General features: G+C 62.4%; 27 protein-coding genes. 16 read left to right on the top strand and 11 right to left on the bottom strand.

Going from position 1 to position 25,384, the window contains the following annotated elements; all coding sequences use genetic code 11:
- Window positions 1-18: 18 nt before the first annotated feature.
- The 3 genes from EV561_RS24990 to EV561_RS24980 form a co-directional block, all read right to left on the bottom strand.
- Window positions 19-804: an ABC transporter permease gene (locus EV561_RS24990; protein ID WP_132525554.1), complete on the bottom strand. Its 786-nt coding sequence runs from the start codon at window positions 802-804 to the stop codon at window positions 19-21.
- A gap of 43 nt (window positions 805-847) precedes the next feature.
- The gene (locus EV561_RS24985) at window positions 848-1,657 is read right to left on the bottom strand and encodes an ABC transporter permease (protein ID WP_245512910.1); all 810 of its coding nucleotides are present in this window, start codon (window positions 1,655-1,657) and stop codon (window positions 848-850) included.
- 89 nt (window positions 1,658-1,746) lie between these two features.
- Window positions 1,747-2,844, bottom strand: coding sequence for an ABC transporter ATP-binding protein (locus EV561_RS24980; RefSeq protein ID WP_132525550.1), 1,098 nt, complete (start codon window positions 2,842-2,844; stop codon window positions 1,747-1,749).
- Between the two features lie 195 nt (window positions 2,845-3,039).
- Between EV561_RS24980 and EV561_RS24975 the strand changes: the two genes are divergently transcribed.
- The 5 genes from EV561_RS24975 (at window position 3,040) to EV561_RS24955 (ending at window position 8,449) form a co-directional block, all read left to right on the top strand.
- On the top strand, window positions 3,040-3,750 hold the full coding sequence (locus EV561_RS24975; RefSeq protein ID WP_132525549.1) for a GntR family transcriptional regulator: 711 nt from the start codon (window positions 3,040-3,042) through the stop codon (window positions 3,748-3,750).
- A gap of 87 nt (window positions 3,751-3,837) precedes the next feature.
- Window positions 3,838-5,199, top strand: a complete 1,362-nt coding sequence (locus EV561_RS24970) for an aspartate aminotransferase family protein (protein ID WP_132525547.1) — start codon at window positions 3,838-3,840, stop codon at window positions 5,197-5,199.
- Window positions 5,196-7,058 (top strand): acetolactate synthase catalytic subunit, encoded by a 1,863-nt coding sequence (locus EV561_RS24965; RefSeq protein ID WP_132525545.1) that lies wholly within the window; start codon window positions 5,196-5,198, stop codon window positions 7,056-7,058. The genes EV561_RS24970 and EV561_RS24965 overlap by 4 nt, the downstream gene beginning before the upstream one ends.
- The gene (gene fabG, locus EV561_RS24960) at window positions 6,961-7,740 is read left to right on the top strand and encodes a 3-oxoacyl-ACP reductase FabG (RefSeq protein WP_132525543.1); all 780 of its coding nucleotides are present in this window, start codon (window positions 6,961-6,963) and stop codon (window positions 7,738-7,740) included. The genes EV561_RS24965 and fabG overlap by 98 nt, the downstream gene beginning before the upstream one ends.
- A 31-nt stretch (window positions 7,741-7,771) precedes the next feature.
- Window positions 7,772-8,449, top strand: coding sequence for a response regulator transcription factor (locus EV561_RS24955; RefSeq protein WP_165927905.1), 678 nt, complete (start codon window positions 7,772-7,774; stop codon window positions 8,447-8,449).
- 139 nt (window positions 8,450-8,588) lie between these two features.
- On the opposite strand, the gene EV561_RS24950 is transcribed toward EV561_RS24955, so the two are convergent.
- Entirely contained in the window at window positions 8,589-9,041 is a 453-nt protein-coding gene (locus EV561_RS24950; RefSeq protein ID WP_132525539.1) for a ProQ/FINO family protein, read from the bottom strand.
- A gap of 186 nt (window positions 9,042-9,227) precedes the next feature.
- Window positions 9,228-9,446 carry a hypothetical protein gene (locus EV561_RS24945; protein ID WP_132525537.1) on the bottom strand — a complete coding sequence of 73 codons (219 nt, stop codon included), beginning with the start codon at window positions 9,444-9,446 and terminating at the stop codon, window positions 9,228-9,230.
- A gap of 291 nt (window positions 9,447-9,737) precedes the next feature.
- On the opposite strand from EV561_RS24945, the gene EV561_RS24940 reads away from it, so the two are divergent.
- The 4 genes from EV561_RS24940 (at window position 9,738) to EV561_RS24925 (ending at window position 15,546) form a co-directional block, all read left to right on the top strand.
- On the top strand, window positions 9,738-11,912 hold the full coding sequence (locus EV561_RS24940; protein WP_132525535.1) for a ParB/RepB/Spo0J family partition protein: 2,175 nt from the start codon (window positions 9,738-9,740) through the stop codon (window positions 11,910-11,912).
- A 127-nt stretch (window positions 11,913-12,039) separates the two neighbouring features.
- On the top strand, window positions 12,040-13,224 hold the full coding sequence (locus EV561_RS24935; protein ID WP_132525533.1) for a DUF932 domain-containing protein: 1,185 nt from the start codon (window positions 12,040-12,042) through the stop codon (window positions 13,222-13,224).
- The gene (locus tag EV561_RS24930) at window positions 13,224-14,288 is read left to right on the top strand and encodes a toprim domain-containing protein (protein ID WP_132525531.1); all 1,065 of its coding nucleotides are present in this window, start codon (window positions 13,224-13,226) and stop codon (window positions 14,286-14,288) included. Before EV561_RS24935 ends, EV561_RS24930 begins: the two co-directional genes overlap by 1 nt.
- 316 nt (window positions 14,289-14,604) lie before the next feature.
- Complete coding sequence (locus EV561_RS24925; RefSeq protein ID WP_132525529.1) at window positions 14,605-15,546, top strand: DUF2493 domain-containing protein; 942 nt, start codon at window positions 14,605-14,607, stop codon at window positions 15,544-15,546.
- A 298-nt stretch (window positions 15,547-15,844) separates the two neighbouring features.
- Here the strand turns inward: EV561_RS24925 and EV561_RS24920 are convergent, their stop codons facing one another.
- The 3 genes from EV561_RS24920 to EV561_RS24910 all read right to left on the bottom strand — a co-directional run bounded on the left by EV561_RS24920 (window position 15,845) and on the right by EV561_RS24910 (window position 16,901).
- Entirely contained in the window at window positions 15,845-16,270 is a 426-nt protein-coding gene (locus EV561_RS24920; RefSeq protein ID WP_207910591.1) for a type II toxin-antitoxin system VapC family toxin, read from the bottom strand.
- Window positions 16,267-16,521, bottom strand: coding sequence for a type II toxin-antitoxin system Phd/YefM family antitoxin (locus EV561_RS24915; protein ID WP_132525651.1), 255 nt, complete (start codon window positions 16,519-16,521; stop codon window positions 16,267-16,269). Before EV561_RS24915 ends, EV561_RS24920 begins: the two co-directional genes overlap by 4 nt.
- A 95-nt stretch (window positions 16,522-16,616) precedes the next feature.
- Window positions 16,617-16,901, bottom strand: a complete 285-nt coding sequence (locus EV561_RS24910) for an acylphosphatase (RefSeq protein ID WP_132525525.1) — start codon at window positions 16,899-16,901, stop codon at window positions 16,617-16,619.
- Window positions 16,902-17,378: 477 nt separating this feature from the next.
- On the opposite strand from EV561_RS24910, the gene EV561_RS24905 reads away from it, so the two are divergent.
- Entirely contained in the window at window positions 17,379-17,702 is a 324-nt protein-coding gene (locus EV561_RS24905; protein ID WP_132525523.1) for a DUF736 family protein, read from the top strand.
- Between the two features lie 132 nt (window positions 17,703-17,834).
- On the opposite strand, the gene EV561_RS24900 is transcribed toward EV561_RS24905, so the two are convergent.
- Both EV561_RS24900 and EV561_RS24895 read right to left on the bottom strand, forming a co-directional pair.
- On the bottom strand, window positions 17,835-18,113 hold the full coding sequence (locus EV561_RS24900) for an HU family DNA-binding protein (protein WP_132525521.1): 279 nt from the start codon (window positions 18,111-18,113) through the stop codon (window positions 17,835-17,837).
- A gap of 51 nt (window positions 18,114-18,164) precedes the next feature.
- A complete protein-coding gene (locus EV561_RS24895) occupies window positions 18,165-18,482 on the bottom strand; it encodes a WGR domain-containing protein (protein ID WP_245512903.1) in 318 nt (105 codons plus the stop codon).
- 143 nt (window positions 18,483-18,625) lie between these two features.
- Here EV561_RS24895 and EV561_RS24890 point away from each other — a divergent pair, with 143 nt between their 5' ends.
- Window positions 18,626-18,847, top strand: a complete 222-nt coding sequence (locus EV561_RS24890) for a hypothetical protein (RefSeq protein ID WP_132525519.1) — start codon at window positions 18,626-18,628, stop codon at window positions 18,845-18,847.
- Here EV561_RS24890 and EV561_RS24885 read toward each other — a convergent pair.
- A complete protein-coding gene (locus EV561_RS24885; protein WP_132525517.1) occupies window positions 18,811-20,055 on the bottom strand; it encodes a DUF1173 domain-containing protein in 1,245 nt (414 codons plus the stop codon). The two genes, EV561_RS24890 and EV561_RS24885, sit on opposite strands and share 37 nt — an antisense overlap.
- Window positions 20,056-20,329: 274 nt before the next feature.
- Here EV561_RS24885 and EV561_RS37290 point away from each other — a divergent pair, with 274 nt between their 5' ends.
- The 5 genes from EV561_RS37290 (at window position 20,330) to EV561_RS24865 (ending at window position 25,368) form a co-directional block, all read left to right on the top strand.
- A complete protein-coding gene (locus EV561_RS37290) occupies window positions 20,330-20,494 on the top strand; it encodes a hypothetical protein (protein ID WP_165927904.1) in 165 nt (54 codons plus the stop codon).
- A 419-nt stretch (window positions 20,495-20,913) separates the two neighbouring features.
- Window positions 20,914-21,327, top strand: coding sequence for a mobilization protein (locus EV561_RS24880; RefSeq protein ID WP_132525515.1), 414 nt, complete (start codon window positions 20,914-20,916; stop codon window positions 21,325-21,327).
- The gene (locus EV561_RS24875) at window positions 21,327-23,624 is read left to right on the top strand and encodes a conjugal transfer protein TraA (protein ID WP_132525513.1); all 2,298 of its coding nucleotides are present in this window, start codon (window positions 21,327-21,329) and stop codon (window positions 23,622-23,624) included. Before EV561_RS24880 ends, EV561_RS24875 begins: the two co-directional genes overlap by 1 nt.
- 524 nt (window positions 23,625-24,148) lie before the next feature.
- Window positions 24,149-24,685, top strand: a complete 537-nt coding sequence (locus EV561_RS24870; RefSeq protein WP_132525511.1) for a response regulator — start codon at window positions 24,149-24,151, stop codon at window positions 24,683-24,685.
- A 254-nt stretch (window positions 24,686-24,939) separates the two neighbouring features.
- Window positions 24,940-25,368 carry a SyrB-like regulator gene (locus tag EV561_RS24865; protein WP_132525509.1) on the top strand — a complete coding sequence of 143 codons (429 nt, stop codon included), beginning with the start codon at window positions 24,940-24,942 and terminating at the stop codon, window positions 25,366-25,368.
- Window positions 25,369-25,384 lie beyond the last annotated feature (16 nt).

The raw sequence follows: 25,384 nt of genomic DNA, 5'->3' as shown, positions 1-25,384 counted from the left end.
ATTAGTCAGAATGGCCGCCTAATCCTCCCGGCGGCGCTTCAGGAGTTCGACCGATCCCATCAACAGCAGCGAGACGGCGACCATGAGAGTCGAGACCGCGGCGATGATGGGAGTGAGGTTGAAGTCGATGTCCTCGAACACCTTACGGCTGATCGTCTTGCCGCCGGCGTCAGAGATGAAAAAGGCAACGGTCGCCTCGTCGAACGAGGCAAGAAACGCAAAGATCGCCGCCGCGGCGAGCGACGGCATGATATTCGGCACGACCACGGCAAAGAGCGCCCTTGTGCGGGTGGCGCCGCAACTGAGCGCGGCAAGCTCGAGCGACGGATCGAAACGTTCGAGTGCGGCTGTAACGGTGATCACCACATAGGGAATGGAGAGCACCGAATGTGCGACCACGAAACCGGCAAAATTGCCCGTGAGCCCGATCGGCGCGAATACGAGATAAAGCGCAACGCCGAACACGATATGTGGAACGATCATCGGCGCCATTGCCAGGGCCTGGAGCGTGCCGCGTCCTGGCAAAGTGCCACGGACGACCGCAAGCGAGGCCAGTGTTCCGATCAGCGTGGCTGCGATCGTCGTCGCGCTGGCGATCTCCAGGCTGAAGAGCGTTGCGGCCCGCCAGTCCGGATCGGCAATGTATGCCGCATACCAGCGCAGCGTCAGTCCGGCGGGCGGCAGCCGGATATAGTCGGTGCTGCTCAGCGACATCGGTATGACAAGCAAAGTCGGCAGCAGAAGAAAGAACAGCACCGCGCCGACCGCAAGGCCTGCTGCAAGTCGAAAGACGGCGCGCCGCATTGGGCGGCCCCGGTGAACCAGCACGGTACGTGCCAAAAAAACATCAGACGACACTGCTTGTTCCTTTGCTGAGGGAAAGTGCGCGTCGGAACACGATGACGAAGAGCAGCGTGACGACGAGGAGGACGGTGGACAGCGCCGCGGCAAACGGCCAGTCGAGTGCGACCGTGGTCTGTTGTCCGATCAGCGTTGACATCGTCATCGCCTCGGGGCCGCCGACGAGCGCGGGTGTGATGTAGAAGCCGATCGCCAGGATGAAGCACATGACGGAGCCGGCAAAGACCCCAGGCAGCGATAGTGGCAGGATCACGCGTATGAAGGTGGTCGTCCGGCCGGCCCCCAGGCTCGAGGCAGCACGGCCGTAATCGTCCGGGATGGTGCGCAGGTTGTTTGCGATCGGCAGGATCATGAACGGCAAAAGGATATGCGTCATCGCGGCAGCGACCGCGCCATCGGTGTAAAGCAGCTTCAATGGCTGCGTGATCAGGCCGAATTCGAAAAGGACGGTGTTGACCAGTCCGCTGCGCTGCAGAAGCACGATCCACGCGTAGGAGCGAATAAGAACCGAGGTCCAGAGCGGAATGAAAATTGCCGCCATAATCAGGCTCGAAAGCCGGCCCCGCGCCCTGGCGGCGGCCCAGGCCACCGGATATCCGAGCATCAGGCACATAAGCGTCACCAGACCGGCCATGGTGATCGTCCGCCACAGCACCTCGAGGTAGAGGCCGGCTGCGAAGATCCGGCGATACTGGCCAAGGCCGGCAGGGCCGTCGCCGAGACTGATCAGCACCAACCGGATGATCGGATAGACAAAGCCGATCGACAACAGCACCGCCAGCGGGGCGAGCAGCATGAGGCAGGCGCGCGGTCCGTAGCGGCCGGCAGGTGTGGCTGCGGTGCGCGTGGCGCGGCGAAAGGATGGTGGGGTGACCGCAACCATGATCACACCACCTCGTCTGCAAACACATGCAGCGCATCACGGATGGTGACGATGTCGACCGCCGCGCCCGGGCGCAGCGTGCCCGCCGTCGATCCGACGGGTGTCTGGACCTGGATGAGCGGCCGATCCGCAGCATCCGCCCGCACCAGATGAAGATCGAAGGCTCCGGCAAATACGGTCGCCTCCAGCGTGCCGGGTATCGTGTTGTTGCCGCCAGCGGCGCGCGGCGCCAGTGATAGGTGCTCTGGTCGCATGGCGAGCGTGACGGCAGCCCCCGGCCTGATTGCCGGATCGAGCCCGGTCGCCTCGACGACGACGGTTTCCGAGAGCCGAAGCGCGTGCATCCCCTGAGCCCGGCCGAGATAGACCGCCTTGGCAAAGCTCATGCGTCCGACGAAATCGGCGACGAAGGCTGTCTGCGGCCGACTGTAGAGATCCGCGGGGCTTCCAAGCTGCACGAGTTGGCCGCCGGCCATGACGGCGACGCGATCCGACATCGTCAAGGCTTCCTCCTGATCATGGGTGACGTAAATGACCGTCGCACCCAGCCGCTGCTGCAATTGCTTGATCTCGAACTGCATGCTCTCGCGCAGCTTCTTGTCGAGCGCGCCGAGCGGCTCGTCCATCAGGAGGACCGGCGGTTCGAAGACGATCGCCCGGGCGACGGCGACCCGTTGTTGCTGGCCGCCGGAGAGCTGGTGCGGATAGCGGGCCGAGAACGCACCGAGTTGCACCAGGTCAAGGGCGGCGGCAACCCGCTCCTTGCGCTCGGCCGTGCCCACATCCCTCATCTTTAGCGGAAAGGCGATATTGTCGGCGATCGTCATATGCGGAAACAGCGCATAGCGCTGGAACACCATGCCGATATCCCGTTCGTTCGGGGCAAGCGCGGTGACGTCGCGCTCACCGATGACGATACGGCCTGCACTCGGCATATCGAAACCGGCAATCAGCGTCAGAAGCGTCGTCTTGCCCGAGCCTGACGGACCGAGAATGGACAGGAACTCTCCTGCTAAAATGTCGATCGAGACGTCGCGGACGGCGCAATAGGCGCCGAAGTGCTTATATGCACCGTCTATTCTTACAGGGGCACCGATCAAATTTCTTTCCTCCCTTGATCGCCATGTTTTCTCGAACCCGTGCGCAGGCGTGCTGCCGCAATCCGGGGACGCCGGATGGGGTGTCGTTGCGATTGCTCTCAATCGCGTTATGCTGTCACATTGAAACGGATAATGTTCACAATGTTCGTTTTGTTGCAACAAAAAATGACATCTGTCAATGCCGGGGGCTGAAATATGAATGAAGATACAACCAAGAGTGAGGCGAAACGCGAAGAATTCGCGGGGCGGCTAAGTGATTTTGCTTATGAGGCGCTGCGCGATCAGCTGGCCCGCGGTGCCTTCAAGCCGGGTACGAAGCTTCCCATCCGCACCGTGGCTGAGGTCCACTCGGTGGGATCGACGCCGGCGCGCGAGGCGATCAATCGCCTGGTGGTGGAGGGAGCACTTGTCATGGCGGGTCCGAAAACCGTCATCGTGCCCTTTCTGACCCTGGAGGCCCTTTACGAGATCACCCAGATGCGTCTGGCGCTGGAGGGGCTGGCTTCTGCGCGCGGGTGCCGGACAGTCACGGACGTGACGATCTCCAAGCTTTTATTTCTGCAGGATAAAATATCGCTTTCCCTCGACGAGAAGCGCTACGCCGATGCGCTTTATGACAACAAGGAGTTCCATTTCACCATCTATCGGCTCTGCGCCATGCCGCATCTCCTGGCGGTCATTGAAAACCTCTGGCTCCGGGTCGGATCCTCGTTTCACGATCTCTATCCCGAGTTCGCCGAACAGCGCTACGGCGTCCACAATCACATGATGGCCATCGAAGCACTGGTCGAACGCGATGCGGATTCGCTGAGGGCTGCCGTCGAAAACGACATTCGCGACGGCTTTCGCCGCCTGAAGAAGGCCGCGCTTTTGCGCTATCCCGGCGGCGCCATTCCCGGAAGTTGAAATTTTTTGTTGCAACGTCGTCATCATTGTGATTTTTGTTGTAACAAATATCAACGTTCGGATGCATGGTGCATCCTGGAGGAGACGATGCAACAGAGACAGAACACGCCGATGGCGCGGCCCCCTTCGCATTTCCGGTCTAGCCATTTCTACAATCGCGGTCGCAGGGTGTTTCCAGCCGGCGTGACCCGGGTCACCGTCGACCGTGAACCGACACCGCTCTACATCGCACGCGGGGAGGGCGCCCATGTCATCGACGTCGACGGCAACCGCTTTCTCGATCTCAACAATAACTTCACCACCCTCATCCACGGCCACGGCTTCCTGCCGGTCGCGGATGCCGTCGGTGATCTTCTGCACCGCGGCACCTGCTTTTCCAATCCGACCGAACATGAGATCGCGCTTGCGGAACTGCTGATCGAGCGTATTCCGGCACTCGAACACGTGCGCTTTGTCAACAGCGGCACCGAGGCTGTCATGTTCGCCATCAAGGCTGCCAGAGCCTATACCGGCCGGCCCGGCGTCGTGCGCATCGAAGGGGCCTATCACGGCGCCTACGACTGGGCCGAGGCAGGCCAGTCCGGTTCTCCCGTCAGCTGGGGTCCCGAATCAAAACCCGTGACGGTCGCCGCCTATCACGGCATGCCATCTTCCGTGATCAGCGACGTGGCCGTCACGCGCTTCAACGACATTGCCGGGCTCACCCGGCTCCTGGACGAGGTCGGACATCGCACGGCGTGCATTCTGATCGATCCGATGCCAAGTCGCGCCGGGTTGCTCGCGCCGCGGCCCGATTTCATGGCAGCCGTTCAGTCACTCGCCCGACAACATGGGCTCCTGGTGGTTGCCGACGAGGTCCTCAATCTGCGCCAATCCTATCGGGGCGCATCGGCGCGCTACGGCCTCCATCCGGATCTGATCGCCTGCGGAAAGATCATCGGCGGTGGTTTTCCGGTCGGCGCCATTGGCGGCAGCAGGGATGTCATGACGGTCTTTGCCAACGACAAGGGCCGGCCGCTGCTGCCGCAGGGCGGCACATTTTCGGCCAACCCGGTTTCCATGGTAGCCGGGCGGATCGCCATGGAGGCCATGACCGAGGAGGCGTTCGAGGCACTGGACGCCTTCGGCGAGGCGATCCGCGCAAGCCTCCGGGAAGAGATCGATCGCACCGGCGCATCCTTCAGCGTCACGGGCGCTGCCTCGCTCTTTCGCATTCATCCCAAGAAGACCGAACCCGTCGATTTCCGCAGCGGCTATCCCAACGGCGCCGAGAGCGCGGTTAGCAAGGCGCTCTGCGATCATTTTCTGCAGAATGGCATACTGTTGCCGAACGGCGCGGCTGCCTGCCTGTCGACGGCAATGACCGCATCCGACGCCGATACGATCGTCAACACCTTCGCGACATTTCTCTCCTCTCCCTTCGTACACGGCCTGGAGGCTGCCCAATGACAACCGCTCTCGAACCCCAGACCGTTGCGGAACGGATCGCTCTGGCGCTGAGACGCCACGGCGTCTCAATGATCTTCGGTCAAAGCCTCCCCTCTGCGGTGATCCTGGCCGCAGAAGCCATCGGAATCCGTCAGATCGCCTATCGGCAGGAGAACATGGGTGGCGTCATGGCCGACGGGTATGCGCGTCGATCCGGCAAGGTCGGCGTCGTCGCCGCCCAGAACGGCCCGGCTGCGACGCTGCTGGTCCCGCCGCTGGCCGAGGCCCTGAAAGCCTCCATTCCGATCGTCGCGTTGGTCCAGGAGGTCGAACGCGATCAGGCCGACCGCAATGCCTTTCAGGAGCTCGACCACCTCACGCTGTTCCAGGCCTGCGCCAAATGGGTCCGCAAGGTCGTCGTCGCCGCGCGCATCGACGACTATGTCGATGCCGCCTTCACCGCGGCGGTTACCGGCCGCCCCGGCCCGGCCGTGCTCCTGCTTCCGGCCGACCTCCTGAGAGAGACCGTCGACTACGCGCCGCGGCGGCGATCGGTCAACCTCGGGTCCTGGCCGCTTGATCGAGTCCGCCCCGCGCAAAGCGAGATCGTCCGGGCGGCCGGCGCACTCGCCGCCGCACGTGCCCCTGTCATCCTCGCCGGTGGCGGGGTTCATTCGAGCGGCGCGGCCAATGCGCTCGCACGGCTGCAGGACGAGGCGTCACTTCCCGTGCTGACCACCAACATGGGAAAGGGGGCGGTTGACGAGCACCATCCCTTGTCGGCCGGCGTCCTCGGTGCCCTGGTCGGTCCGCGCTCGCTTGGTCGCCACACGCTGCCGCTCGTGCAGGAGGCGGACGTTGTGCTTCTCGTCGGCACCAGGACCAACCAAAACGGTACCGACAGCTGGCGGCAGATCGATCCGTCGGCGACCGTCATCCACATCGACGTTGACCCCGAGGAGATCGGTCGGACCTATGAGGCGGTCAGGCTGGCCGGAGACGCCGCAGAGACGATCGATGCGTTGCGCGTCGCGCTGTCCGCACAAGACCTGACGCTTCGGCGAAACGCGCGGCGCGCTCTTGAAACACGGATCGCCGACTGCTGGTCGAAATTCGACGTCGACCGTGCCGAGGTCAGCCGCTCGGATAGCAGCCCGATTCGGCCCGAACGGGTCATGCGGGAACTGCAGCTGCAGCTTTCCACTGACACCACCGTCGTTGCTGACGCCAGCTATTCCTCCATGTGGATCGCGGGCCAGCTGCGCGCGCTTTCACCCGGCATGCGGTTCCTCAGTCCGCGCGGTCTCGCCGGTCTCGGATGGGGATTGCCGCTGGCGATGGGCGCCAAACTTGCCGAACCGGACAAACCAGTCGTCGCTCTCGTCGGTGACGGTGGTTTTGCCCATAGCTGGGCCGAGATCGAGACGATGGTGCGAAGCGATATCCCGCTGCTGATCATACTTCTGAACAATGGGATACTCGGTTTCCAGCGGGATGCCGAAACGGTGAAATTCGGCCGCTACACCAGCGCCTGCCATTTTGTCGACGTCGACCATAGCCTGATGGCCGAGGCCTGCGGCTGCAGGGGCGTGCGGGTTGGTGATCCGAACGAACTGGCGCATCACATCCGCTCCGGTCTGGCCGGCCGATCGCCGCTTCTTCTGGAGGTGATGATCGATCCAGAGGCCCATCCCCCAATATCGTTGTTCGCCGGCATGGACGAGGCATCAAAGGCCAAGCCGGAAGGGCAGACGTTAAATCGCTTGTCATTGGTAGGGCGACATGAACGAGACGAACGGGCACAGGGTCGTGGTCGTCAGCGGCGGCACGACCGGCATTGGACTGGCGACGGCACAGCGCTTTCTGAAAAGCGGCCATAAAGTTGCCGTCTGCGGGCATAGCCCGGATGCGGTGAAGGCAGCGCAGGAAACCCTCGCTGCCTTCACCGATGCGGATTCGATCCTGGTGGCGCGAACCGACCTCCGAAACGAGGGCGAAGTCGAGGCTTTCTTTGCGAAAGTGACCGGGCAGCTCGGCCCCGTTTCGATCCTGGTCTGCTGTGCTGGCATCTCACCCAAGGGATCCGACGGCCGTCCGTCCCGGCTTGGGTCGACGGTCAAGAATGAGTGGGACGATGTGCTCTCCGTCAATCTCACAGGTGCCATGCTATGCTGCCGGGCCGTCCTGCCCCAAATGCAGGCCTGCCATTTTGGCCGGATCGTGCTGGTCGGTTCTCTGGCGGGACGCACGCGGCCACGGATCGCCGGTGCCGCCTACGCTGCCTCGAAAGCGGCGCTTGCCGGCCTCTCGCGGATCATCGTTACGCAATATGGCGGCGACGGGATCACGTCGAACGTCATTGCACCTGGTCGTATCCTGACGGCGATGACGGGGCCTGCCGACGGCGCGAGCAATCGCGAGGCACTCGCCCGCATTCCTAGCGGCCGTCTCGGCACCGTCGACGACGTTGCTGCAGCCGTCACCTTTCTCGCCTCCGATGAGGCCGGGTTCATCAACGGCGCGATCCTCGATGTCAATGGCGGGGAATTCACGCCAAGCTGAAAGACGAGGAATCCGAAAGATGAGGAACCCGATGGCGAAGACCGTTCTGATCTGCAGCGAAGATCCGGAGCTCTATCTGCTGCTTCGCTACATTCTGGCAACAGAGTGCTTTGTCGCCGTGTTGGCAACGAGCACGGCAGACGCTGAACATGCGCTGCAGGCAGGGGGCATCCTCGCAGCCATCGTCGACGCGGCTGCCTGGCTCGGAGACGTCGTTGCCCTGTGTACGCTGGCAAGGTCGTCCGGCGTGCAAACCGGCGCGTTGATCGGGCCCGGCACGACCGGCACCTATTTGCGGATGATGAATGCCGGGCTCGACGACGGCATCATGCGTCCCTTGGCGCCCGAACGGCTGCTTGCGTTTCTTCGATCGGCCGAGCGCAACAATGGCGCCACAGGCGTCAAAGACAACGGCTTCGGTTCCGGTCTTTCGGTCTCGCCCGATCTCACCCACGTGGTGGTCGATGGACGCAGCGAATCCCTGTCGCCGACCGAGGCGCGAATCCTCCTGACCTTGATGAAGAATGGCGGCAAGCCGTGTTCCCGCAACGAGATCCTGGCTGCCGTGTGGCCTCATCCTGAGGCCGTCGAGCAACGAACCATAGACGTTTATGTCGGACGCCTTCGCCGGGTTCTCGCCCGCTCCGACAACGTCCGGATCAGGACGATCTATGGCCAGGGCTATGCACTTCTCTCGGCGCGGCCATAGCCTTTCGTGCGAGGATGCCGATCCGGCACGATCCGTTGTCAGCCGTACAAATGCCGAATTATGCCAGGAAAAACAGCTATTTACGGTTTTTTAACCATAATTGCCCCACGGGCAAGACTGCGTTCCGGCCACGGCGATCTCAGCCATCGGAGGGGACGTTGTCGGCGCGGGCCCTTTTCTGTCCCGCTCCGACCCTGGAGCCAGACTGGGCGTCATCCGGTTGCGCGCGGGTGCGCTGCAATGTCAGGAACCGCTGCTGCGCGATGAGGCGATCCGCTTCAACGATCGCCTCGACGCTGTTTCCATCGATATCGTGACGCATGGCATCGGGCTGGGCGCTTGCAAAATAATAGCGCTTGGAATGCACAAAAGCAGCGACGGCGCGACGCAACGTCGTGACCGCAATGTCAGGCTTGAGGAGAAGGCGGATCTCGTCAAACAGCCCGACCGCAAAAGGTCTGATCTGATCGCCGGGCACGGTCGGCAAAATGCCGATCGGGCGAACAAGCAATAAGTTGATCGCATTGGCTTTTTCGATGCCAATCTCGTTCGCCGCAATAGGTCCGCGACTGACCGTCCACGCCTTGGTCATGCTTCGAGCCTCCTGCGATCTCCCCGTAGGCGCGAAATATGAAGCAAAGGTGACAGAGAGCAAGCTTTTCCGGCCCTGATCGTGATCAATCGAACAGAGTCATCCATCGACATCAACGGGATCACCGTCATCGCAGCCCTGTTCCAGCCGCGTGGGCAATCATCTTGCCAGCGTGCCGCCACAGGTTCAGGCCCTGTGAAAAACCTCGTCCGTCATCAACAGGAGGAAGGTCTCGTCATCGAGCCTGCTGGCGATCTCGCCGTCCTCGGTCATGTAATCATAAACCGGCGCCTTCGCGTTTCCCGTCGTCTTGCCGACCGCCCATTTGCGCTGCTCGATGATCACCAGTGGTCGTCCACTGGCATTCTGACAGCCTATGCGGCGCGTTTCTTCGAAATAGGTCATCCCTGTGCCCTCCAGCGTCGATGAAGTCTATGTTGAGCGCCTTTGACGCTTGTCAATGGCGCCAGACATGGTCGCCTTGCCGGGTTTTCGAAGCGGCGAAACAAGTTCGTGAAAACAATGGGGAATCCACTTGGCGCGCCGAAACATCACCGGCCGACGGGCGTGGCAGGACCAGGCGGAGCCCGTCGCGGCGGCTGGGCGTCCTGTCCAGAGGGAGAGGGGGGCAGGGGTCGGGTGACGGGTTGGGAGGCTTGGAGAGAGATCCGGCCGGCCCGTCGTGGAGAAACCATCATGGCGCAGAATATGCCGAACATCACACTCAGCAGCGCACGCGACATCCCGTTCAACAAGCTCATCCTTAGCCAGCAAAATGTCCGGCGGATCAAGGCCGGCATCTCCGTCGAGGATCTGGCCGAGGACATTGCCCGTCGCGGCTTGCTCACCAGCCTCACCGTCCGGGCAGAGGTCGATGCCGACGGCAGGGAAACCGGCATGTTCCGCATCCCTGCCGGCGGACGACGCTATCGCGCGCTCGAACGGCTCGTCCTGCAGAAGCGGCTGTCCAAGAACGCCGCTGTCCCCTGCATCGTAAGCACGAGCGAGACGCTCGAAGTCGAGGATTCGCTGGCCGAAAATCTGCAGCGGGCCGACCTGCATCCGCTCGACCAGTATCGCGCCTTTCAGACCATGCGGGAACAGGGGCTCGGCGACGATGAGATTGCTGCACGGTTCTTCGTTTCGCCGGCGGTGGTGCGCCAGCGCCTCCGGCTGGCCTCGGTCTCGCCGCGCCTGCTCGCGCTCTATGCCGATAACGAGATCAGGCTTGAACAGATCATGGCCTTTTCGATCACCGAGAACCATGACCGCCAGGAAGAGGTCTGGGAGGCGCTGTCGCGCCAGTCGTTTCGCGATCCCTATCACATCCGCAGGCTTTTGACGGAAACCGCGATCCGCGCCAGCGACCGTCGTGCGGTCTATGTCGGCGTCGCGGACTATGAGGCCGCCGGCGGTGTCGTGCTGCGCGACCTGTTCGAACAGGATCAGGGCGGCTGGCTTCAGGATCCGCCGCTACTCGAGCAACTTGCCATCGCAAGGCTCAATGCCGATGCTGAGCGCATAAAGACGGAGGAGGGATGGAAATGGGTCGAGGCTGCGTTCGACTTTCCCCATGGCCACGCCCTGGCACTGGGCCGCTTCTATGGCGAGCCGACCGAATGGTCCGAAGAGGAGCTTGCGACCTTCGACCGATTGAAAGGCGACTATGACGCGCTCGATGCCGAGTATGCCAAAGCCGAAGCCTATAGCGAGGAAACCGAGCGACGGCTCGAGCAGCTCGGCGCAGAGCTCGACCGACTGAACGAACGGCCGATCGTCTTCCTCGAGGCCGACGTCGCCCGTGGGGGCGCCTTCGTTTCGCTTTCAGCCAACGGCGAATTGAAGGTCGAGCGCGGCTTTCTTCTGCCGCAAGACCAGGTGACCGTCGAGCCGGGCGACAGTGCCTCTATTGATGAAGACCCCGATCAGGACCCTGGCATCGCCGGCGACGCCGTGGTTCGCCCATCGACGGGAGCGCTGAGCGACGAGGACGAGGAAGAAGCGATCCGGCCGCTCTCCGATCGCCTGATCCTCGACCTGACGGCCACCCGCACGGTCGCCCTGCGCAACGCCTTGGCGCAGAAGCCGCCAATGGCCTTCACCGCCGTGTTGCATGCCTTCGTCTTGAAGACCTTCTATCCCTACGCCTCGGAAACCTGCCTCGAGTTCAACCTCCAGATCACCAACTTCGCGCAGACGCAAGGCCTTGCCGACACGCCCTGGGCAAGGGACATCGAAGCGCGGCATGCAGCCTGGGGACGGGATCTTCCCAAAGATCCGGGCGGGGTCTTTGGCCATCTCATCGCTCTTGACGAGGCCAGCCAACAGGCGCTTCTTGCCCATTGCGCCTCGCTTTGCCTGAACGCTGCCGTCGAGCCATGGAACAGGCGACCGCGCGCGATCGCCCATGCCGAAGAACTCGCCCGCTCGATCGAGTTCGACATGATCAAGGCCGGATGGAAGCCGACGGTGGACAACTATCTCGGACGCGTCACAAAGGCCCAGATCCTGCAATCGGTTCGCGAAGCCAGAGGCGAAGAGGCCGCCCGGCGCATCAGCCACCTGAAGAAGACCGACATGGCAGCGGAAGGCGAACGTCTGCTTCAGGACATCGAATGGCTTCCTGAGCTTCTGCGTGCCGCCAACGCGGTCGCCCCCCTCGCAATCCTCAACCCCGATGCCTCGACCACGGCCGATGAAACCGAGGGTCCCGATATCGAGCCAATCGAAACCGGGTCGCTCGGAACCGGGATGCTTGAAACCGGGAGGCTCGAAACCGGGGCATGCGCCGATCCGGATGACAGCTCCCGCAACGAGACCGGCGAATGGTCCGATGACGGCGACCATCCTCCCAACGAGGCCGCCGAATAGCATTCCACTTTCGTCGCAACGGCGCCCGGCATCCGGCCGGGCTCTTTCCCACAAACGCATCGCGCCCGGCCCTGCATTGGCAGATCAGCCGGGCGTTCCTGTTTGAGGAGATAATCCGGTGAGCAACATGGATTTTGGTTCAACGCAGAAATTAGCCGGCTTCAAGGTCGATATTTCGAGAGGGCAGCGCATCGGTCGGGTGTCGTCGGAATGGTTCCTGCGTCCCGACGACGAACGCTATCTTTCGCTTGGCGAACTCTATCGCGCAGTCAAACGCCGCGCCGATCATGCACAGGTGCGCACCGTCGAGAGCGCCGCGATTCGTGTCGAGGCGACACGCGACAATGCCGAACGCCTGGAACTGATCGTTCCGGGAAAGGACCAGCCGATCGCGCCGACGCACTGGAGCTACGGCCAGCTCTGCAGCCTGATCGGCGCTCCCGCCGCCTATCTCCGCCGGCTGCCGGCACCGCTTTCCGCAATCAATCTGCAGCACGGACTGCTTCAGCACCGCGCGGAACTGGTCAAGACGCTGGAGATGGAGGACGGCCGCACCGAGCTGCGCGCCGTCACCGGACCGGACTATGGGCGGATCTGGGATCACGAACTCGTCCTTGCGGTGATGAAGTTCGCCGGCAACGGAACCGGCGACACGATCTGGAAGGTGCCGGGGCTCTTGGATTGGGCGAGCATGACGCACAACCCGTTTGTCGACATCACCAAGGATACGACGACGCTCTATGCCTCGGATCGCGACGTCTTCCTCTTCCTCGTCGACGACACCCATCCGATCGAGGCCGGACGCCTGCCGAACGGCGAACCGGATCTGTTCTTCCGTGGTTTCTACGCCTGGAATAGCGAGGTCGGATCGAAGACGCTCGGGATTGCCTCCTTCTATCTTCGGGCCGTCTGCGCCAACCGCAACATCTGGGGCGCGGAGCGTTTCGAGGAGATCAGTATCCGGCATTCGAAGTTTGCCGCCGACCGCTTCGCCCACGAGGCGGCGCCGGCGCTCGCTCGCTTTGCGAACTCCTCTCCGGCCGCGTTCGTCGCGGGCATCAAGGCCGCACGGGAACGGATCGTCGCCCGCAGCGAGGAGGATCGCCACGCCTTTCTCCGCAGGCGAGGATTTTCGAGGGGGGAGACAGCCGGGATCATCGAAACGGTTCTCAGGGAGGAGGGCCGGCCGCCCGAAAGCGTCTTCGACTTCGTCCAGGGCATCACCGCGCTTGCGCGTGACAAATCCAACCAGGACACGCGGCTTGAACTGGAGGGAAAAGCCGGAAAGCTTCTCGAAGGTGCGAGCGGATAATGTCGGATCCTGTTGATGATCCCGGCTTCGGCCTATCGGCTGAGGAGCTGGCAGATCGCCTGGCGCTGGTCGCCGAGGCGGTCTGTCGCCATTATCTGTCTGCCGGTCGCCGGGCCGGCAACTACTGGATCGTCGGTGACGTCGCCAACAATAGCGGCCGATCGCTCTATGTTCGTCTGACCGGCCCGCGGGCGGGCCGATGGACCGATGCGGCGACCGGCCAATATGGCGACCTTCTTGATCTCATCCGCGAGAGCGGCGGGTTGAACGCCTTTCGCGACGTTGCAGCCGAGGCCCGCCGCTTTCTCAAGCTTCCCACGGCCGCACGGCCCTTCGATGACAGCGGGCGGCCCGTTTGGCGGGACGGCGGGGCCTCGCCGGAGCGCGCCCGCCGTCTGCTTTCGATGACACAGCCAATCAACGGCACCCTTGCCGAGCGCTATCTGTCTGGTCGTGGCATCGACGGGGCAGCAGACCATGCCGCACTTCGGTTTCATCCGGCCTGTCATTGCCGCGACCTTAAAACAGGTCGTTCGCTCCGTTTTCCCGCACTCGTGGCGGCGGTGACCAATTCCATCGGCGAGGTCACCGCAATCCATCGGACCTTTCTTGATCCGCAAGGCGACGGAAAGGCCAGGATCGAAGATCCGCGCCGCGCGCTCGGCCATCTGCTCGGCAACGCCGTGCGCTTCCGGTTTCCTCCGGACGGCGATGTCGCCGCTGCGGTCGCGGGCGAAGGGCTCGAGACCGTACTTTCGCTGTCGCGGGTGGTTCCCGGCATGCCGATGGCGGCCGCACTTTCCGCCGCCCATCTTGCTGCCTTCGTGCCGCCTGCCGGGTGTCTGCGGCTCTATATCGCCGAGGATGCGGACGCAGCCGGCCGCCGCGCGGTTTCAACGCTGCGCCGGCGCGCAGAGGCGCTCGGCATCAGAACGCAGGTTCTCAATCCTGAGCTTGGCGATTTCAACGAGGATCTGCTCCATCTCGGTGCCGATCGATTGCTGGCACACCTGCGCGATCAAATCGCACCGGAAGACGCAGCCGCCTTGCGGCCGGCACAATGACGGGGAGGCGTGGGTAGCGTCGGACCGCCTTTCGCAGAAGGCCAGGTCCTGCGGATTCCGCTCGGAGCGGGCGCGCCCGCGGGCCTGCTCATACGCGACCCTTGGCATGCGAAGGCCGGGCTTTCAGCGGGTCATCCGGGTTTCTTCCCCGTGCCGGCTTTCGCCGGCACTCCTCGCCCAAGCCAAGAAACCCTCCTTCCGCCGCCCGGCGCTGCGCTGGGCCGCGGCGCCAGCGCCGCGGTTCCAACCCGCCTGCGCATGCATCGGTCCGCTGTCAGGCCGCGAGAGGCGCGGCCGCAACCGGATGGAGATCAGCATGGACCTTTCCCTTCCCTTCAAAGACGACATCGAACCCGGCCACGCGTCCTCGCCGACCGGCGAGGTCATCTATGAGATGCAGCTCTTTGGTCATCGTCCTTTCGAGGATGAGCCCGATCAGCGACCGCTTCCGGAGGAGCCCGTCGTCTCCGCCGCGCTCACGGCGATCTTCGACGCGCTGTTTGAGATTTTTGGCGACACGCGGATGGAGCCGGATCTCGAGGGGCTGCTCTGGTCCGTCGTCAACCTTTTCCATCGCGCCGGCGAGCGTGTCCAGCGCGAGCTCGATCGCAACGAGGACGCACAAAGGTCCGGCCAGCGCGAACAGGACGGCTCGGAGATCAAAAGCGTCGAGCTCGAACGTCGGATCGCCCAAGGGATATCGCTGCTCGAACGGCGCAATGCCTTCGAATTCATGCGGGACTTCGCCGCCGACCTCTTCGAGGCACAATCCGGCTCGGCCTGGCGCCCGCATGCGGGCTCCAGGGTCAATCACGCGCAGATGACTGCGGCGGTGATCGATTCCAGAGACTTTCTTTCGGCCCGCCGGCGGGCCGAGACCGAGGTTCTGATTCCACCCGGCACCAAGATCGCCTTTGCCGGCGGCATGGACTACAACGATCACCTGCGCATCTGGAAGACGCTTGACCAGGTTCATGCCAAGCACCCCGACATGGTCCTTCTCCACGGTGGCGCGCCGAAAGGCGCCGAGCGTATCGCCGCCTGCTGGGCCGACACCCGCAAGGTGACGCAGGTCATCTTCAAGCCGGACTGGGCCAAACACGCCAAGGCCGCTCCCTTCCGTCGCAATGATGCGATGCTGTCGGTCATGCCGGTCGGCTTGATCGTCTTTCCCGGCAACGGCATCACCGGCAATCTGGCCGACAAGGCGCGCCAACTCGGCATTCCGGCCCTGCAGGTGAGGGAAGGCGGCGCGTGAGCGCCGCATTCTCAAGCCGTCGCGACAATCTCTCACGGTCGGGCTCTCACGGTCGGGCTCTCACGGTCGGGCGCATTCCGTGCAGGGGGCACGAGTTCTTGAGCGGATAGACAGCGTCCACTATCCGCCTTGCGCCTGTTTGACGCCAGCCAGGAGCCGCAGCAATATTTGACGCTGGTTCGAAAGGCTGGGGCCGCGTCACGATAGACGGTGCATTCGACGCGTCGTCTTTCCCGGCACGACCGCAGGTGAAAATGTCGGTGACGAAGCGGCGTTTCTTGCGCCCGTTCTCCAGGCCTCAAGCGTGATCCCACGGGTTGATGATGTGTTCAGTCATCGGCGCAAAATCAGTCACGTTGAGCGTCACAATCGTCATTGCGTGCACGAGCGCGGTTGCGGCGATGAAGGCATCACATTTCGGCCGAGGATCCGGAACGTGAAGGCGAGCACAGCGCAGCGCGACAGCACGGTCGACCGGCAAGGTTCCCTTGGAAAATTCGGGCAAAACATAGTCGTTCATCCAGATGCGCAACCGTTCGCCTTGTCCAGGATCGCGCCTTTCGACCAGAAGAATGCCGAGATCCAGCTCCATGATTGTCACGGCCGAAACGAAGAATGCCGCACTCTCCTGATCCGACAGCCATGAAACGACATTGGGGTCGGCTTTTCCCGAGCCGGCCTTGCGCAGTTCGGACAAAACGTCTGTCTCGAGCAAGAACATCAGGACAGATCAGCCGGGCGCGGCAGTTCATGCGAACGGGAAACCTCAAGATCGATATCGGCCAATCCTGGCATCGACAAAGCCTCTACAATATTGCGGCGTTTTCCCGTGATGCGCTGATAGTGCTCGTAGCTGAGCAGCACATGCCCCGTTTCACCTCTGTTCGTGATGAAGACGGGGCCGGCTTGCGCTGCCTTTTGTGCCCGATTGGCGTTTTGCTGAAACTCGCGACTGGTGAAGGTCGTGATCGTCATGGCAGCCACCTTTCCTTTTATGTTGGTACATTCGAACATGGGTGCAATTTTTGCCATCGCAGGTTCCTGGATCGTCGCTCGATCGGCGTTTCGGTTCATTTCGTTATGCGGAAATCCGTCGGCGGTTCGGCAAGCGACGTGTCGTGCTGCTCGACGGAACGGACAATCGCGCCAGGGGGGCCTTTTCGAAACCGTTCCAGGATGTCGGCAACAGACCGGTCCGTGCCGACGACGAGGGCCTGCACGCTGCCGTCGTTTTCATTTCGAACCCATCCGGTCAGGCCGAGATCCAGCGCCTCCGCTTGCACCCAGGCCCGGTAGCCGACGCCCTGGACCCGGCCCGTGATTTTGACGAGTGCCGCCCTGATGTCCTTTGACATGGTTCCTCCAGCCGGAATTGTTGAAGCATCCCTGGAAAACTAGCACCCGGATCCCTGCGTGGAAGGCTTGAATCGGGAGTTTCGAACGCCCGAGTTGTCGTCAGGCAGTCTGGTTCGGCCTTTCATTGTGGCTCGGGGGCATGGACGGCCGCCCCGACGCCACGCGGTCGACACCTAACGGCCCCGCCCGTTGGCGCTCTGCGGTCTGCCAAGCAGCCCATTGTGAACCCGGACAGGCACGGCCTCCGGGCCGAGGCTGATTTGCGGCCAGGTCACATGTGTGGGCAACGCGAGGTCTCGATGCGGTCCTGCTTGGAGACCATTCCCTTTGTTTCTGTCGCCTGTCTAAGGCACCGGCCGTCATCTGCGTCAACCCGCAAGGGGTTTCCCGGCGCTTATGCGCCGGTGACGCCTGCGGCGCGGCGCCTTCTTCGGGCGCCATCGGGAATGGTCCCGATCAACCGAAGGAGACGTCACATGGCCACCACGATCGCAACCCTGACGCAGAAGAACGACGGCAGTCTCGAAGGCATCTTTGCCACGATCCGGGTCAACGCCCCGATCGCCATCATCCCGAATACCAACAAGGCAAGCGAAGAGGCTCCCGACTACCGCATCATCCACAAGAAGACCGGCTTCGAGATCGGTGCCGGCTGGAACCGTATCGCCAGGCAGACCGGCGAGGAATATCTCTCGGTCAAACTCGAAGCGCCGGAGATCGGCGTCATTTTCGGGAACCTGGCGCCGGCACCCGGCGGCGAACCCAACCGCAAGGTGATCCTCTGGAACAACCCTGCCTGAAAACCGATGGCCGGCCCGATCAGGGCCGGCCATCCAGTATGCAAGTCCTGTCCTGCAAGTCTTGTCCTGCAGGTCTTGACCCGCACATTTTGCTCTGTGGTGTCTGGGAAGCCTGCCTGCGGCGACCTCGGCTTACTTGTTCATTGTATCCTTCAGCGCCTTTGCCGGCGTAAAAGTGAGCTTCCTGGCGGCTGCGACCTTGATCATGGCGCCAGTCCCCGGATTGCGGGCTTCCCGCTCCGGCGTTTCCTTGACCTTGAACTTCCCGAAGCCCGGGATCGATGTCTCGGCGCCGGCGGTGGCGGCTGCCGTGACGGCTGCAAAGACAGCTTCGACGATCGCCTTGCCCTGGACCTTGGTCAGCCCGTGGTCGGCGGCGATCTTGTCTGCGATTTCATTGGTGGTGGTCATGATGTCTCCCCGTGGAATGCCAGGAATCCTTTGCACCGGAATCTTGTCCTGTCACGGGTTTGTCGTCTCCGGATCGCTGCCGATTGCCGTCTTTCCACAGGTTCCGACCGGTTTATAGCCCTTTTTGCTCTTTTTGAGCGCCAGAGCGCGGAAGTGGGCAGCCGCCTCCCGCTCCGTATCGAAGATGTCGCTCTTTTCTCCGCCGCCTTTTCCAATCCTGCCCCAACAACGAACAACGGCGACCTCGCCGAACAGCGTCGGCTGAATGGCCAGCGCATAGTAGCGCGCCATGTTCTTGGCTCTGTCGATACGCTGCCAGTAGAGGCGATCAGGATGGTCGGACATGCAGACAAAATCGCCCAGGCCCATCTGGCCTGTCCAACGACAGTTTTGAATCGGTCGCCGCCCATCGATTCACACGATTGATGAAAGTGCGGCCGATCCTGCCGGTCGCCGCGCTGGCGAAACCTTGTCTTCCCCTCTATATCGGCCGCAGAGATGGCGGAGCGACAATGACAGACACCATAAATATAGCCAGCCGTGGAGACTTCGGGCTTTGGGCGATCGAGGTCGCCAAGCAGATCGTCAGCGAGCAGGGTTTTGAGCTTGCAAGGGCTGCAAAAGACGGTGCCGAGGATGACATCCGTGTCGCCGGCAACGCCCTTGGCCAGGCGATCACCAATGCCTTGATGGAGGTCTATGACGGGCTCCTCGAGGGTCCTGTGGAACGATAGTTCTCCTCGTCCAGACCGGGAAGCGACGGCAGGTCGCCCTCCGCGACACGCCAAACCCATGCCGACAGGTCGGGTCGTGCCGCAATCATATCGCGCAGCGTTGTCTCGAACGTCGCGTCGGCGCCCGCAGGCACGATATAGAGCGCCATGGGTTTTGGTTTCAGGTCGGGCAGGATCGCATTGGCGATGGGCTGGTCCCGAGGCAGGTTGAAACGCAGACCCTTCACCGACTTCGACGTCGATCGTGCCAGGTGGTCGAGCAGCCTCTGCTCGGAGACGCTTTCCATCGGCAGCCATTGCCCGGTCACGGCCATCAGCGCGATCTCGTTGACGGTTGCCAGGCCGCCTGCCGATCCGGCGACTGTCGAAATGGCGATGAGATGCCCGTCCTGACCGCTCTCCCAGAGCCTCAGTTCGGTTTCGAACCGCCTCTGCAAGGCACGCCAGCCTGCCTCCTCCAGATGGAGGCGAAAGCCCGGCATGTGTTTGACGACAAGCTGCTTTCCGCTCCGCGCGGACCCGAATTCTTTGATCTCTCCGATCAAAAGCATCAGCTTTTTCCGGCCCTCGGACGGCTGATAGAGCCCGGACAGCTTCCCCGCCCGACGCTGCTCGATCGCGGCCTTGTCGTCGGCTCGAAACGGTTCCGGGATATACAGCCGCTCCCCGAGACTTTCACCCCGAATCTCCATCATCCGCGCCGCCTGCGACAGATGATGGTAGACCTGCCACCAATGCCGTCGTCCCGTCCAGCGGCTTGTCCACTCGGTCAAGCCACCCTCATGCCATAGGAGATGCAGGAGCGAGCGCAGCGACAGCTTCCTCGCTTCGCTCTTGACGCTGTCTGCGGCATGCGTAGTCGCGATCCCGTTGCGCGAACCGGTTTGTTTGGAAAGGGGAAAGTCGAGCTTGAGGGAGGCGATTCCTGCCGAAGCATCGAGTTTGATCGCCGTGTTCACGAGAGGTCCGAGCCCGGTCAGTTCGTAGGGCGGCTCATGGGACGGGCAGGTCGGGTCGTGGTCACCGCCCGTCAGCGGCATGCGCTTGACCACAAGCTGGCTGCCGATGTCGGCAATATACATCGGTATGCCCGACGGCCTGCAGAGGCAGAGCAGCCTGACTTTGCTGCCATGAGCCTGCAGCACCAGACCCTGGAAAGCCTCGTCCTCCTCGTCGCATTCGACGTCCCCCAGCCGAAATCGTCTCATGCCCTCGGCTCCCGTCCACTGTCCGAAGCCGCCGCGAAACGGTGCCCCGCGAGAGGGAAACCTATCTGTTCAGATCCTTCGATTCTGGCGGACAGGCAAAGACAGCTCAAGGCCGCGCGGCCCCTCCAATTTTCTCTCCGCTCCATTGCATTGCGCTCCAACAAAATCGGCACCTCCGCACGCCGGCTTTGCCGGTCGTGTTCACGAGCCCTGACCTGCCTTCGCCTGCCCACCGGACGGTCGTCATCTTTCACACCACGTCAAGGAGACGACGATGACCATCGAAAACCATATCGAGGAACTGCGCGCCGAAGCACGCAACGCCATGACGGCCGAGGAGCGGAGCCGCATCGCGGCCGAACTCGACCTCGCACGCGCCGAACTGGAAGTCATCCTGGCCGAACTCGATGGCCGCATCGATCCGGAACCGCCGTTCTGAGAATGGCTGGCGTCCCAGTCCACTTGGCTTGCGAATGGAACAAATATTGTTCTGTTCTTCTGCTTTCGTCAAGATCTGGATCGGCGCCTTTTGTTCTGTCGTCGGCTGTTACAGACGGTCGTGGGTCAACGCAGAATGCCAACTTGAACTCGTTGATAATCATCCGATAACAGCGATTTTTTCGAGAAAATCGCGCAGCTCGCGTACACGGGCCATTGCGATGCGGACGATGTGCGGTGTCCTGGGGGCGGGCATCAGCCGACGATGTGGGTTGAAATTCAGATCAAATATAGTAAAGTCTGGCTTTGACTGGTTTTGGCAGGATACGCAAATTTGTGATACAAATTTGCTGACGATCGACGGACGGGCCGTCGATAACGCCTGCGGCGAGCCTGGTGCAAGGCGATCGGATGGCAGGCATGCGGCATTCCGAGACAATAGCGGCCGAGAGAGCGTCGACAGGGACCCGTCAACGAAAGACGGCGATCATTCATACACGCTTTTCGGCTTCGGAGGCTCTCGCCGTCGACCTGGCGGCCAAACAGGCGGGGATGACGGTATCGGCCTTCCTTCGCTCGCTGGCGCTCGAAGGCGCGGGCGTGGAACCGTTCCTGAACGACGACGATCGCCTGATCTTCGATCTCCTGTTCCAGGAGTTGCGAAATGTGCGACTGGATTTGAACGCGGTGACGCGGATGGCGCATCGCGACGAGGCGAAGGAGAGTGAGGCCTTAAGGCTCCTGACAGAATTGCGTCCGGTTGTGGCGGCCATCGGCATCGAAGTGAAGCGACTTGCCGGCAACGGGCGCGGCAACCGCCGGAGAATGCTCTGATGGAGATCTTCCTGGGTGCCTTCCTGTTTGAGTGGGAACAGCGGCGGGCGGTGCTGCTGCATGAGCGCAGTCTTGGTGCTGGGCCAAGTTGGGAGGAAGAGTTGCGACGCCGCCGGGTCGGGGGGAGTGAGCGCAATTTCGATGGACGGCGAACGAAGAGAAGGGGCTCGGGCTTTTCGCAGAGCGATCAGCGCCAGGTCGCGGCGCGTCCGATGTCACAGCGGTTCGGGGCGCTTGCGCGGGGAAGTCAACCGGCCGTGGTCAAGGTTGCGTCATACGGGGGAAGGGCGCGGCTTGGCGCCATGATCTCCTATGTAGCGCGCAATGGTGAGATCGCGATCGAAAGCCATCTTGGCGAGCTATTGAGAGGCAAGAGCGAGATCGCTTCCATTGGCCAGGCCTGGGAAGACCTGATGAGCGCAAGAGCCGAGAGCCGGGACATTGGCGTATTCCGGATGCGGGTCAGCCAACCGGTACGCAGTGAGAATGGCGATTTCGACGAGGCGCGCGCAATTCTCAAGTCCGGCCTTGGCAATCGTTCCTTTGCGTTCAACGTCTCTCGTGGCGAAGACGGCGGTTACCGGATCGAAGGGGTCGTCGTGCTTCGGGATGGCCAGGGCGAACGGCTGACCGCCGATGCAAAGGCGATTGACATTGTCCGCGCAAGAATGAGTGCTGCCAGCGTGGCCGGTCGAACCATCGATGATTTTCGCTTCACTGGTTACGGGAATGGCGTCGACTACGGGACGGCGCGTCTCCGCAGCCTGGTCGACAGACACGCAGGCGCGGTCGAGACCGGGGACGGTCAACGCGTGTCGGATAGCAGGCAGGCAGGCGACCTCGTCCAGCAGCAATGGCGACATCAATTTCACAGCCGCAGGCCAAGAGATGTCCTGCATCTCGTTTTGTCGGCGAGGGCCGGGACGGACCGGCAAGCGTTCCGCGCAGCGGCCCGGGACTTCCTTGCGAGCGAATTCGCATCCCACCGCTACGTCTTTGCGCTCCACGATCCCTTCGACGATCCGAAAGGCGAGAGGCAGGGCGGCCGGCGACCGCATGTCCATGTCCACGCGGTCGTCGCCATGCGCTCGGAGGACGGAGAGCGGATCGAGACGACCATTGCCTCGTTTCGGCGCTGGCGCGAGGGTCTTGCAACGCAGGCTCGCGCGCAGGGCATCGACATGGAAATGACCGACCGGCGGGAGCGGGCAAATGCACCTGCATATGGCCGAAACCAGGTTCGCCCGACGAGCCATGTCGGGCGCACGCAGCATGTGGGAACGAGCCTGGCGGCCCAGCGGCGATATGACGAGAAACGCACGGACGTGCCGCATCGGGCCCGGTCGGAGGCAAGCAGGGCCTATGCAGACACGGCACGGGGCGAGTGGCATCGGCTCACCCGGGAGAGCGAGGCCGCGCGGGTCCGGGGTTTTGCGCGAGACCAGCTCTCCCGGTTCGAAACGGCCGACAGAGCCGAAGGACAGGGCGTTCCTTCTCGGCGCGCTGCCGATCAATCACGGCCGCAGTTGAAAATTGAATTGGCAAACCTGTCCAGGCTTTTGGAGATTGATGACATGAACGCGATGACACGACCGGAATTCGAGATCTACGAGAAGCGGGTCGAGACGGCGCTGTTTCAGGCGGAGCGTCTGGTGGCGGAGACCGCCCGCGACAGGTTCAGGGAGATTGCGACTGCAGCGCGTGCGCATGTCGAGGTTCGGCGCGAGATGATGGAAGAAGCCGAACGCGACGGCGCGCCTGCTGCTAGAGATCGGACGGCCCTGACCGCCGACGACCGACGCTGGGAAGAGGCGGTTGCCCGCCATGGCTTGAAGACAGTTGAAGTGGCCAACGAGGCCATGCTTGTGGTCGAGTACTACCGACAGAGGATCGCGCTTGCCGACAGGCGCGAGATCGCCGACGACGCAAACGCCTTGCGGGCAAGCTTGAATGTCGAGCTCACGCGCGCGGCGAAACTCGGTGCGGCCGGAAACAGCCTCATCCGCGAAATCGCCGAAGTCGATGTGGAACTGAAAAGCGCCATTGCCGCGGCAGATCACCTGCGGGATCGATCGGGTCATGGCGGGCGTCGTGACCAGGCGACGCGGAGCTCGACGCTCATGCACGAGACTGAGAGCGAGCGTCTTGCCGACAGGCCAGAGGACCACGCCAAGGGAAAAAACGCAGGCGATATGCAGCACTCCTCGCCGAACCGAGAAGACGTCCCCCGGCAACCAAGTCCTCGCCGAAACGCGGATGAACATATTCGCCGGGACGGTGACGATCACGACCGCTAGCATTCACTGCCCTGCGTCCGCTCGCCATCACATTCCGGGCGCAGGATCGGCGGCGTAGCCGTCGCTGCTTCGATCGCGTCCCGATCGCTCGGATAGGTCCAGGCGCCAGGGTCGGCGCCTGAGCCTGCTAAGGCCGCGTTCCCAGTGGACAGGCTGGATGATTACCTCGGCAAAGCGGCGTGATGGATCGGTTTCATCGGCACTTGCGCGTGAGGATGCCTGTCCGGCATGCGATCCGGACATGACCGGCGGTCTTGAAAAATATGGCGGACTGGCGCGTTTCCTCCGTGCCTTGCCCAGGGACGATCTGATTCAAATTTACGCTGGCGTGGGAACTTGCAGCTCAGACGTCAGTTTCAATGCTGCCATGAAATCTTGTGTAAAGCACAGTTGGGCGTCTTCGCCCGTATTTCCCACCGTCTGTCGCAACCCTGGCTCATACCGCATCAGCCGGGCGATTTTGGACGGGAAGGGAGGAATATTTTCGAAGCCTCAGATTTCCTCGATAACAGATTGGCTCTTCAATGGATGACGACAGGAACGAATGGATCGCTGCACGGGCATACGCCCTGTGGGAGCAGGCGGGGCGCCCCTTCTTCGAAGACAGGACCCATTGGGAACAGGCGGTTCTGGAGCGTGATCTGCTCGAACAAACCCGCGCGTCGGCGGATGGCCGGGACGTGATGAATTATGTCCACAGCGTCCGTGAGAGGCGCGGCGCAACAGCACGCGTCCTCATTGTCGAAGACGAAGACCGGCTGCGATTCCACACCGTCGACTTTCTCGAACAGGCCGGGCACCGGGTGATGGAGGCGGCCAACGCGGACGAGGCCCTTGTGCTCCTGGAAAGAAACGACATCGACGCGCTGGTTACGGACATCGACATGCCAGGGACGATGGATGGTTTGGGGCTGGTCAGGACGGTGAGGTCCCACTGGCCCGCGATCAAGATTGTCGTGACGTCGGGCGTGATCAAGCTATCCCATGCGGATCTTGAGAGCGGTGTCTGCTTCATTTCGAAACCAACACCGAAGCTGGAACTATTGAGGATGATCTCTTGATAGGGTTGTCTTCGGGCACGATGGTCACTGACAGTGAAGCTCGAGATTGCACCCTCGATGTAATGCGACAGCGAAGCGCAACCGGCGCGCAGGCGGCGGTGATGAAACCGGTCTGGCCGCCTCCACTTGAGACGGGTTAGTCGTTGCCGCGCCGTCGATTCTGTTGGCACGTGCAATATCGTGAAACGACAGGCCCTAGTTGACATCGATCTTTGCGCAGTGGAAAGAATTGTTACCACACAAGGAGACAATTCATGGCTGACGAGAACGAGATGACGGTAAACACCGAAGCTGCAGATGCGTCTGCATCCGCAACAGCAGCGGAACCAAAAAAACAGCGCGCCCCGCGACGCGCGAAGAATGCTGCCGGTGCCTCCGTGTCAGAAACCTCGACCGCTGCCACAACACCCGCAACAACCACCCGTCGCAAGCGTGGAGAGAAAGCAGCAGAAGCGGCCGCGGCCGCCACCGATGCTGGTTCCGTCAAAAAGCGCGGCGGGAGACCTGCGAAGCCGCAGACGGTCAAGCAACTCGTTTCGGCGCCGACAGCGGAAGCGCCTGTTCTCGATGAGATGGCGGACCTCATTCAGCTCGAAGAAGAAAATAAAAGGCTCCGCATGGCGCTCGCCGAAAAGCTTCGCGCCGAAAACGCGCATCTGCGCAAGCGGCTGGGTGTCGATTGATTTGTAGACGGACAGG

Origin of the sequence: Rhizobium sp. BK376, from assembly GCF_004341625.1 — a bacterium.
Lineage (GTDB): Bacteria > Pseudomonadota > Alphaproteobacteria > Rhizobiales > Rhizobiaceae > Rhizobium.
The sequence above is the reverse complement of the archived record's forward strand: the minus strand, read 5'-3'. Positions and strand labels throughout refer to the sequence as shown.

Coding starts and splice junctions, on each gene's coding strand:
- EV561_RS24990 (WP_132525554.1), bottom strand. CDS start 804: ATGCGGCGCGCCGTCTTTCGACTTGCAGCAGGCCTTGCGGTCGGCGCG.
- EV561_RS24985 (WP_245512910.1), bottom strand. CDS start 1,657: ATGCTGCTCGCCCCGCTGGCGGTGCTGTTGTCGATCGGCTTTGTCTAT.
- EV561_RS24975 (WP_132525549.1), top strand. CDS start 3,040: ATGAATGAAGATACAACCAAGAGTGAGGCGAAACGCGAAGAATTCGCG.
- EV561_RS24970 (WP_132525547.1), top strand. CDS start 3,838: ATGCAACAGAGACAGAACACGCCGATGGCGCGGCCCCCTTCGCATTTC.
- EV561_RS24965 (WP_132525545.1), top strand. CDS start 5,196: ATGACAACCGCTCTCGAACCCCAGACCGTTGCGGAACGGATCGCTCTG.
- fabG (WP_132525543.1), top strand. CDS start 6,961: ATGAACGAGACGAACGGGCACAGGGTCGTGGTCGTCAGCGGCGGCACG.
- EV561_RS24955 (WP_165927905.1), top strand. CDS start 7,772: ATGGCGAAGACCGTTCTGATCTGCAGCGAAGATCCGGAGCTCTATCTG.
- EV561_RS24950 (WP_132525539.1), bottom strand. CDS start 9,041: ATGACCAAGGCGTGGACGGTCAGTCGCGGACCTATTGCGGCGAACGAG.
- EV561_RS24945 (WP_132525537.1), bottom strand. CDS start 9,446: ATGACCTATTTCGAAGAAACGCGCCGCATAGGCTGTCAGAATGCCAGT.
- EV561_RS24940 (WP_132525535.1), top strand. CDS start 9,738: ATGGCGCAGAATATGCCGAACATCACACTCAGCAGCGCACGCGACATC.
- EV561_RS24935 (WP_132525533.1), top strand. CDS start 12,040: ATGGATTTTGGTTCAACGCAGAAATTAGCCGGCTTCAAGGTCGATATT.
- EV561_RS24930 (WP_132525531.1), top strand. CDS start 13,224: ATGTCGGATCCTGTTGATGATCCCGGCTTCGGCCTATCGGCTGAGGAG.
- EV561_RS24925 (WP_132525529.1), top strand. CDS start 14,605: ATGGACCTTTCCCTTCCCTTCAAAGACGACATCGAACCCGGCCACGCG.
- EV561_RS24915 (WP_132525651.1), bottom strand. CDS start 16,521: ATGACGATCACGACCTTCACCAGTCGCGAGTTTCAGCAAAACGCCAAT.
- EV561_RS24910 (WP_132525525.1), bottom strand. CDS start 16,901: ATGTCAAAGGACATCAGGGCGGCACTCGTCAAAATCACGGGCCGGGTC.
- EV561_RS24905 (WP_132525523.1), top strand. CDS start 17,379: ATGGCCACCACGATCGCAACCCTGACGCAGAAGAACGACGGCAGTCTC.
- EV561_RS24900 (WP_132525521.1), bottom strand. CDS start 18,113: ATGACCACCACCAATGAAATCGCAGACAAGATCGCCGCCGACCACGGG.
- EV561_RS24895 (WP_245512903.1), bottom strand. CDS start 18,482: ATGGGCCTGGGCGATTTTGTCTGCATGTCCGACCATCCTGATCGCCTC.
- EV561_RS24890 (WP_132525519.1), top strand. CDS start 18,626: ATGACAGACACCATAAATATAGCCAGCCGTGGAGACTTCGGGCTTTGG.
- EV561_RS24885 (WP_132525517.1), bottom strand. CDS start 20,055: ATGAGACGATTTCGGCTGGGGGACGTCGAATGCGACGAGGAGGACGAG.
- EV561_RS37290 (WP_165927904.1), top strand. CDS start 20,330: ATGACCATCGAAAACCATATCGAGGAACTGCGCGCCGAAGCACGCAAC.
- EV561_RS24880 (WP_132525515.1), top strand. CDS start 20,914: ATGCGGCATTCCGAGACAATAGCGGCCGAGAGAGCGTCGACAGGGACC.
- EV561_RS24875 (WP_132525513.1), top strand. CDS start 21,327: ATGGAGATCTTCCTGGGTGCCTTCCTGTTTGAGTGGGAACAGCGGCGG.
- EV561_RS24870 (WP_132525511.1), top strand. CDS start 24,149: ATGGATGACGACAGGAACGAATGGATCGCTGCACGGGCATACGCCCTG.
- EV561_RS24865 (WP_132525509.1), top strand. CDS start 24,940: ATGGCTGACGAGAACGAGATGACGGTAAACACCGAAGCTGCAGATGCG.